At 65.0% G+C, this 779-nt stretch carries 1 protein-coding gene; it reads right to left on the reverse strand.

The features are described from left to right. Positions 1–779 (reverse strand): transposase (locus D3654_RS10145; RefSeq protein ID WP_162943702.1); only part of this gene is annotated, 779 nt, incomplete at both ends.

The raw sequence follows: 779 nt of genomic DNA on the forward strand, positions 1-779 counted from the left end.
GAGCTGTCCGAGTGCTCGGGCCTTGGCTCTGGCCGGGGTGCGGTTGGTGAAGTAGTCGGCTCCGGGATCCTTGTAGAGTTCGCCGGTCGTGAGCATGTGCCAGGCGGCGGTAAGCATGGCGTGTTCGACGGCGACGAGTGCTTTCGTGGGGCCGCGGCGGGATAGGATCCGCCGGTATTTCGCCGAGAAGTAGGTCTGGTTGGAACGCACGGCGGCCAGGGCTGCGATCCCCAAGGCTCCTTTGAGGTATCTGTTGCCCGGCCGGGTTTTGGCGGACTTGACCCGGCCGGCGGACTCGTTGGCTCCGGGGGACGTCCCGGCCCAGGACGCCAGGTGTGCGGCCGTTGGGAATACGGTCATGTCTGCCCCGGTTTCGGCGATGAAGACCTCTGCGACGGTTCTTTTGAATCCCGGGATGCTGATCAGGAGGTCCCGGGCGTCGCGAAAGGGCTCCATCGCAGCCTCGATCCTGGCACTGAGGTCGTTGATGTCGGCGGTGTGTGCGTCGATTCGCCGCAGGTACAGGGCCGTCATGTAGCGGTGGTGGTCTTTGAAGCGGCCGCTGAGCGCTTCGGTGAGTTCCGGGATCTTCGCCCGCAGCTTCCGCTTCGCCATCTGGGCCATGGCGGCAGGGTCGTCTTGGCCGTCGATGAGGGCCTGGAGCATCAGCCGTCCGGAGACCCCGGTGATGTCCGAGGCCACCGAGGAGAGTTTGATGCAGGCGTCCTCGAGGAGTTTCTCGAGCCGTTGTATTTCCCGGGTGCGTTCGCGGGTAATGA

The organism is Arthrobacter celericrescens (genome assembly GCF_003614925.1).
GTDB lineage: Bacteria > Actinomycetota > Actinomycetes > Actinomycetales > Micrococcaceae > Arthrobacter > Arthrobacter celericrescens.